At 42.8% G+C, this 7,076-nt stretch carries 7 protein-coding genes; 6 read left to right on the forward strand and 1 reads right to left on the reverse strand.

The features are described 5' to 3' along the window. Positions 1-45 precede the first annotated feature (45 nt). The 6 genes from ACU01J_RS21185 to ACU01J_RS21210 all read left to right on the forward strand — a co-directional run bounded on the left by ACU01J_RS21185 (position 46) and on the right by ACU01J_RS21210 (position 5,979). Complete coding sequence (locus ACU01J_RS21185) at positions 46-603, forward strand: nucleotidyltransferase domain-containing protein (RefSeq protein ID WP_481087409.1); 558 nt, start codon at positions 46-48, stop codon at positions 601-603. A 1,043-nt stretch (positions 604-1,646) separates the two neighbouring features. Continuing rightward, positions 1,647-1,904 (forward strand): hypothetical protein, encoded by a 258-nt coding sequence (locus tag ACU01J_RS21190; protein WP_481087410.1) that lies wholly within the window; start codon positions 1,647-1,649, stop codon positions 1,902-1,904. Between the two features lie 12 nt (positions 1,905-1,916). Next, on the forward strand, positions 1,917-2,411 hold the full coding sequence (locus ACU01J_RS21195; protein ID WP_147691805.1) for a GNAT family N-acetyltransferase: 495 nt from the start codon (positions 1,917-1,919) through the stop codon (positions 2,409-2,411). A gap of 1,258 nt (positions 2,412-3,669) precedes the next feature. Then, positions 3,670-3,921, forward strand: a complete 252-nt coding sequence (locus ACU01J_RS21200) for a type II toxin-antitoxin system Phd/YefM family antitoxin (RefSeq protein ID WP_017038856.1) — start codon at positions 3,670-3,672, stop codon at positions 3,919-3,921. Beyond that, on the forward strand, positions 3,911-4,198 hold the full coding sequence (locus tag ACU01J_RS21205) for a type II toxin-antitoxin system RelE family toxin (RefSeq protein ID WP_481087411.1): 288 nt from the start codon (positions 3,911-3,913) through the stop codon (positions 4,196-4,198). Before ACU01J_RS21200 ends, ACU01J_RS21205 begins: the two co-directional genes overlap by 11 nt. A gap of 1,277 nt (positions 4,199-5,475) precedes the next feature. Then, entirely contained in the window at positions 5,476-5,979 is a 504-nt protein-coding gene (locus ACU01J_RS21210; protein ID WP_481087412.1) for a hypothetical protein, read from the forward strand. A gap of 97 nt (positions 5,980-6,076) precedes the next feature. Here ACU01J_RS21210 and ACU01J_RS21215 read toward each other — a convergent pair whose 3' ends face one another. Further along, on the reverse strand, positions 6,077-6,997 hold the full coding sequence (locus ACU01J_RS21215) for an IS5 family transposase (protein ID WP_481085133.1): 921 nt from the start codon (positions 6,995-6,997) through the stop codon (positions 6,077-6,079). Positions 6,998-7,076: the final 79 nt, after the last annotated feature.

Raw genomic sequence — 7,076 nt, forward strand, 5'->3', positions numbered from 1 at the left:
GCGTTGTTCACCCCTTAATTGGGCGTTATACAAACGGAGGCAATTTTGAGTTCAGAAAAGCTAGATTTAGAGCATCTTCCTCTCCAAAATGAGTTGGTTCGATCAGCGTGCTCGGCGTTCATTTCTGAGAGTGACGTAGTAGCGGCTGTGTTGTTAGGCTCATTGGCTGCTGGGAAAGGTGACCGTGTATCGGATGCCGATATTCTCGTTTTCACAAAGAATGACTTCCATAGATCTACAGACGAGTGCTTCTCAGCCTTCGAGTGTGACAAGGAAATATTCTATCAACTCGAAGGTTTCCACAATGATAATGCTTACTTTAAAAAGTACATTTTTAATGATCTCACTAGTGCCGAAATTCACTGTTTAGATTTAAATGAATCGTTCAGTATTTCAAAACCGTTTAAAGTGTTATTTGACAAAAATGGCATCATCGAGCAAAGGGTAACAGATGAACCAGCACCAAAGCATGAGGACTTTCCCGCTTATGCGAATGGTGATGATGGTCTTACTTGGGAGCTTTTTGATTGTATCAAGTGGATGAGCCGTGGAAATCATAAGTTGGCTAAGAACCATTTAAAGAAGCTAGTCGATAAACTTTAACTGTTTGTATAACAAAGCGTTTAAGACGGATTCCCAACGCTTGGCATTTTCGGTTTGCTTTGAATTTAGTGTTTACGGCACAATGGTTTAGATAGGGTGGTAGGCGTTGCTCACCACTTAACGCGGCGTTATGTTTACTTTTAATTCAAAGGCTTAAAGTTCTTAGGCTCTAGTTCTTTATCCCTCTGGCAGTTCGTCCCTAGCAGACTCAGCAAATCCGCATTGTCGGTTGTAGTTCTTGAATCTCTCAGCCCGTAAAACATGCCAATGTTCGTGGGTTGCTTCATTGTCAGGTCGTGGCGGTTGGCTGTTTGTGTAACTGGCTCAAAGTCGCTTTTAGGTTGTTAGCCAATCAGCATTTCAGCTTGGCAGTTGCCTCGGCAATTTGCCATTGTTTTACGCTTTGGTTGGTAAGAAAGGGCGCTTGTTGTGATTTTGTCGGGTCGCCTCATTGGGCAGGGAAGTGGAATTACTTGTTTTAGGTTGGTCGCCTTTGACGACCAAGTCGGTTCTAGCCTTGTGGTTTGCTTCAGAAAACTAGCTAGAAATAGCAGTTCTTTCTCAAGTAAATCATGTGTTTGTGGTAAAACATAACAAACAATTCAACAGTGATTCGCAACGCTTGGCGCTCTCACTTCTGGTTGAGTTTAGTGTTTACGGTGCAGTTTTGAAGTTCAGTGTATGCGCTGCTCACACGTTAATTGGGCGTTATGTTTACTTGAAATTCAAAGATTTAAAGGTCTTGGGCTCTAGTTCTTTGTCCCTCTGGCAATTCGTCCCTAGTAGACTCAGCAAATCCGCATTATCGGTTTAAGTTCTTGAATCTCTCAGCCCGTAAAACATGCCAATGTTCGTGGGTTGCTTCATTGTCAGGTCGTGGCGGTTGGCTTCTGGTTTAACTGGCTCAAAGTCGCTTCAAGGTTCTTAGTCAATTAGCATTTCGGCTTGGCAGTTGCCTCGGCAATTTTCCGTTGTTTTGCGCTTTGGTTGGAGAGATAGGGTGTTTGCTGTTTCTTGGTCGGGTTGCCTCATTGGGCAGGGAAGTGGAATTACTTGTTTCTGGTTGGTCGCCTTTGGCGGTCAAGTTGGTTCTTACCTTGTGGTTTAGCTCAGAAAATCACTTAGAAATTGCAGTTCTTTCTCAAGTAAATCATGTGTTTGTGGTAAAACATAACAAACAATTCAACAGTGATTCGCAACGCTTGGCGCTCTCACTTCGGGTTGAATTTAGTGTTTACGGCGCAGTATTCAAGTTCAGTGTTTGCGCTGCTCACACGTTAATTGGGCGTTATGTGCTTTAGAGGAAAATAGACATGGAAGTAGTAGAAGCTAACCCTGATTTAGCTCCAATGTTAGCTAGTTATGCGCAAGAATGCTTCGACTCGGGTATCCCAAAGTACTCAGATGTTTGGTTAACCCCTGAAGCTTATTTGTCGGGGTTGGTTGAGCGCTCTAAGGCAACCTCCGAATTACCAAATGGGTATTTACCAAGCACAACGTACTACTGCATTTCGAACTCTGAAATCTTAGGTGCTATTCGAGTTCGTACTGGGACGAATGCGAACGTAGAGAATGCAATAGGGCACATTGGTTACGAGACTAGGCCATCAGCTCGTGGCAAAGGCGTTGCTTCGTTTCTTCTCGCTTGGGTGCGTGACAATGTTGTAAGTGACTCGGTTATTGTTACCTGTTCAATTGATAATCCAGCATCTCAAAAGGTTATAGAAAACTGCGGTGGTGAATATCTGGGTAACTATACAGATGATAATGAAGGCACAGTAAGGCGCTATCGTTTAGCACGCACATAACAATAAATTCAAGCAGATTCGCAACGCTTGGCATTTTGGGTTTGAATCGACTTTAGTGTTTACGGCACAATGCTTTAGGTAGGTGGCAGCGTTGCTCACTACTTAATTTGGCGTTATGTTTACTTGTATTTCAAAGGCTTAAAGTTCTTAGGCTTCAGTTCTTTGTCCCTCTGGCAATTCGTCCCTAGTAGACTCAGCAAATCCGCATTGTCGGCCTAATTTCTTGAATCCCTCAGCCCGTAAAACATGCCAATGTTCGTGGGTTGCTTCATTGTCAGGTCGTGGCGGTCGGTTGTTTGTGTAACTGGCTTTAAGTTGCTTCTAGGTTCTTAGCCAATTAGCATTTCGGCTTGGCAGTTGCCTCGGCAATTCAGCATTGTTTTGCGCTTTGGTTGGAAAGAAAGGGCGCTTGTTGTTTCATGGTCGGGTTGCCTCATTGGGCAGGGAAGTGGAATTACACGTTTAAGGTTAATCGCCTTTGGCGGTCAAGTTGGTTCTTGCCTTGTGGTTTGGTTCAGAAAACTGGTTTGAAATAGCAGTTCTTTCTCAATTAAGTCAGTAACTTGTGGTAAAACATAACAAACAATTCAACAGTGATTCGCAACGCTTGGCGCTCTCACTTCGGGTTGAGTTAAGTGTTTACGGCGCAGTGTTTAAGGCCAGTGCCTGCGCTGCTCACACGTTAATTGGGCGTTAGTTGCCAAAGAAGAAAAAGTAACTAAATCAGCAAGTTTAGGGCTAATGCCAGCGTGTGTTTTGCTAGTTATCACACTTCATTTTCTAGCTTATCGGGTTCGTTAAAATAGTACTTTGTTTGGTGCATGGTTGGACTTTCTGTTTCAGAACCTAAACCGCTCGTTGAAAGTCTGCTCTGATGGTTAGTCTTTCCAAAAAGTGTTCTTTGGTGTTTAAAGTCCGTTTTCTACGGCGCTGTGAATTCCAAGTGGTTTCAGAGGCAGTCGCTTTGAAACTACGCCTGATTTGGGTTTTTAGTTAGCGGAAGAAACAGAGATGGCAAAGTCTCAATGAGCTTCAAATCCAAGGCTTAGGGCAGGCAACTAACAAACAATTCAAGCTGATTCGCAACGCTCGGCGCTTTCGGTTTCAATTAGTTTGGTGATTACGGTGAAGTGCTTAGGCAACGTGGCAGCGTTGCTCACAACTTAATTGGGCGTTATGCTGCAATCAAAAACTTCTGGCTAAGACTTAAAATAAGGTCTAGAATTAGCACTTATTTAAATGCTTAATTGGTGTTGATATGAGACAGGTTTTGGCTGATTGTTCAGCAAGTATTTCTGAGTTAAAGAAAAATCCAACAGCTTTGTTAAACGAAGCTGATGGTTCTGCTATTGCTATCCTAAATCATAATAAGCCTGCTGCTTATCTTGTCCCAGCAGAAACTTATGAATTTCTAATGGATATGCTCGATGACTACGAGCTTGCAAAATTAGTTGAAAGTCGCCGTGGTGAGTTATCTGAAGCGGTGGAAGTAGATATCGATGACTTATAAACTTAAATTTCTACCTGCTGCAAAGAAAGAGTGGAGTAAGTTAGCTCCACCAATTCAAAGTCAGTTTAAAAAGAAACTTAAAGAGCGTCTTGAAAATCCGCATGTTCCTTCATCAAAGCTTCGTGGTTATGACTCAGTATATAAAATTAAGCTGCGTACAGCAGGCTATCGTTTAGCTTATGAAGTTATCGATGATGAAGTCGTGGTGTATGTGTTGGCTATTGGAAAACGAGAAAAAGATGCAGTGTATAAAAAGTTAGCATCAAGGTTCTCGTAACAGCAGCATAACAAACAATTTAAGAGTGACTCCTAACGCTTGCCGATTTCACTCCGGTTTGAAATTTGTGTTTATGGCGCAATGGTTTAGCTTGGGTGTTATAGCGTTATCGCACCTTAATTGGGCGTTAGGCAAAGGGCAGAAAGTTCTTTGTTCTCATCTTCTTGCTCCCTCTAGCCACCTGATTTTCTAAGTCAGCAATTCGGAATTGTCGGCTCAAATTCTTGAATTCCTTCAACCGTAAAACATGTCAAAGTTCGTGGGTTGCTTCATTGGTTTTTAGCGTTGATAGGTGGAGAGTTTTACTGACTTAAAGTGTGGAAAGGGCAAGTTAGTCGAAGCTTTCGTTATTGCTGTCAGTTTGCAGCTTTGAGGTTTCTCAGGTTCAAAAGCTACTTTGTTGCTGAAAGGGTGCATTTCATGATTGTTGAAGTTTTGGTTGTAACACAGCGACTTCAGTGGTTCATGAATCATAAAAAGTCAGTGGGTAATTGGTAGTCAATCGTGTTTAAGGTATTCTGTTTTCAAAGCAAGTTAGTGAGTGCGTAGAAAATTTGCCTAACAAACAATTTAAGCAGATTCGTAACGCTCGGCGGTTTTACTATGCGTTGGGTTCTGTGTTGTAAGTGGTTTGCAGCGGCTTGGTCAGTGCGTTACTCACTACTTAATTGGGCGTTATGTTTACTTGTATTTCAAAGGCTTAAAGGTCTTAGGCTCTAGTTCTTTGTCCCTCTGGCAATTCGTCGATAGTAGATTCAGCAAATCCGTATTGTCGGTCTAAGTTCTTGAATTTCTCAGCCCGTAAAACATGCCAATGTTCGCGGGTTGCTTCATTGTCAGGTCGTGGTGGTTGGCTTCTTGTTTAACTGGCTCAAAGTTGCTTTAGGATTCTTAGCCAATTAGCATTTCAGCTTGGCAGTTGTCTCGGCAATTCAACATTGTTTTGCGCTTTGGTTGGAAAGACAGGGCGTTTGTTGAAGCTTAGTTGGGTTGCCTCGTTGAACAGGGAAGTGGAATTACTGGTTTTGGGTTAGTCGCTTTTGGCGGCCAAGTTGGTTATTGCGTTGTGGTTTTGTTCAGAAAACTGGCTTGAAATAACAGTTCTTTCTCAATTAAGTCAGTAACTTGTGGTAAAACATAACAAGCAATTTAAGCAGATTCGCAACGCTTGGCACTTTTGGTTTGAATCGGCTTTAGTGTTTACGGCACAATGGTTGAGGTAGGTGGTAGCGTTGCTCACTACTTAATTGGGCGTTATGTTTTTTTGGGAGAAAAAGGTGACCATTTCAGAGGCAGTATCAGTAATTTCATTGGTTATATCGTTAATTGCGTTGTATTTCGCAGCAATCAAAGAGGTCTATCTTATTCGTATTGTCCTCAAGCGGGTTGACAACTCATTCAAATCATATGTTTCAATTATCAACCATAGCAAATTTCCAATAGACATCTCTGCTCTCGGTTATGTTAATGAAGAAGGTGAATTCAATTGGCTTGAGGGTTTTGCGTCAGCTCGTGAAGGGATGGATGTTGATGTTCCAGTTTCAGTGGGCGCAAGATCTGCTTATGAGGCATCAGTAAGAGATTATTACGTCAAAAATATCCAAAGCAAAAATTTTGCATTTGTTGTTCAACTAGTCTGTGGAAGGACGTATTTTGCAAATAACGGGTTACCTTACCAAGTTGCGCTTAAATTCTGGCTTAGGTGTAAGTTATCTCACATCACAGGGGGATTACTTGGATTCGAAAAGAACTATGTCCATACTCGCAAATACGGTGACTAGCTTGTGAACTAAAGAAACATAACAAATTGCTTAAGAGTGACGGGGCTTTGTTGCGTAATTCGGACAGAAAAACAAACCGCCCGAAATTGTGCAATTCTTAAACAACAAACTGAGTTTCAGGCATACCAAGCCCTGTAAGCTTGTTCAGCGCTTTAATCATGGCGTAGGTTTCGCCAACCTGAGCATTGTAGTTTCGCAGGCTTAACCTCCCACCTAGCAACTGCTTCACTCGATACATGGCTGTTTCTGATAGTGAACGTTTGTGATAACCATACCGCTTTTTCCACTTCTTGTTGGAGCCGTAGAGCTTTTGGCAACCCACTGCTAAATTGCGAGGATGTCCTTGTTCCCAGAAGGCTGCCCCTTCTCTTGGTGGGATAAGCGGAATAGCTCGCTTAATCCGTATGGCATCATGGCAGTTCCTTGTGTCGTAAGCACCATCTCCAGATATCTCGATGATTTGTCGACGTGTTTGCTTGAGCAAATTAGGAAGGACTTCTGAATCAGTGACATTAGATAAACTCAGTTCTGCTGCTACTATCTCGTGAGTACTGGTGTCGACTGCTAAATGCAGCTTTCTCCAGACTCTACGCTTCCCGTCAGTACCGTGCTTCTTGACCTTCCATTCACCTTCGCCATAAACCTTGAGACCAGTGGCATCAATGGCCAGATGCTGTATCGCACCTCTGGTTTTAGTTTTAAATGAAACCTCAACCTGCTGGGCTCGACGGCTTATACAGGTGTAATGCGGACAAACAAGCGGTATGTTAGCCAGCTTAAATACTGAGTCTAGAAAACCTTGCAGCGCTCTCAATGGCATAGAGAAAACGCGTTTTACCATCAGTGCGGTAGTAATGGCTAGGTCGCTGAATCGACGAGGCCTGCCGCGCTTACTCTGTTTGCTTTGCTTCCACTCGCGTATGGCTTCCTCATCAATCCAGAAAGTGAGTGAACCACGGTTGATTAGGGCTTTGTTGTACTGTTTCCAGTTAGTTGTTTTGTAACGAGGTTTCGGCATAAGGCTACGATGATTAACTGATGTAGCCGATCAGATCGTAACTTCCTGATTTAGTTCCATCGAATTACGCAACAAAGCC

It is taken from the genome of Vibrio sp. 2433-A1 (genome assembly GCF_056726085.1).

Coding starts and splice junctions, on each gene's coding strand:
- ACU01J_RS21195 (WP_147691805.1), top strand. CDS start 1,917: ATGGAAGTAGTAGAAGCTAACCCTGATTTAGCTCCAATGTTAGCTAGT.
- ACU01J_RS21200 (WP_017038856.1), top strand. CDS start 3,670: ATGAGACAGGTTTTGGCTGATTGTTCAGCAAGTATTTCTGAGTTAAAG.
- ACU01J_RS21205 (WP_481087411.1), top strand. CDS start 3,911: ATGACTTATAAACTTAAATTTCTACCTGCTGCAAAGAAAGAGTGGAGT.
- ACU01J_RS21215 (WP_481085133.1), bottom strand. CDS start 6,997: ATGCCGAAACCTCGTTACAAAACAACTAACTGGAAACAGTACAACAAA.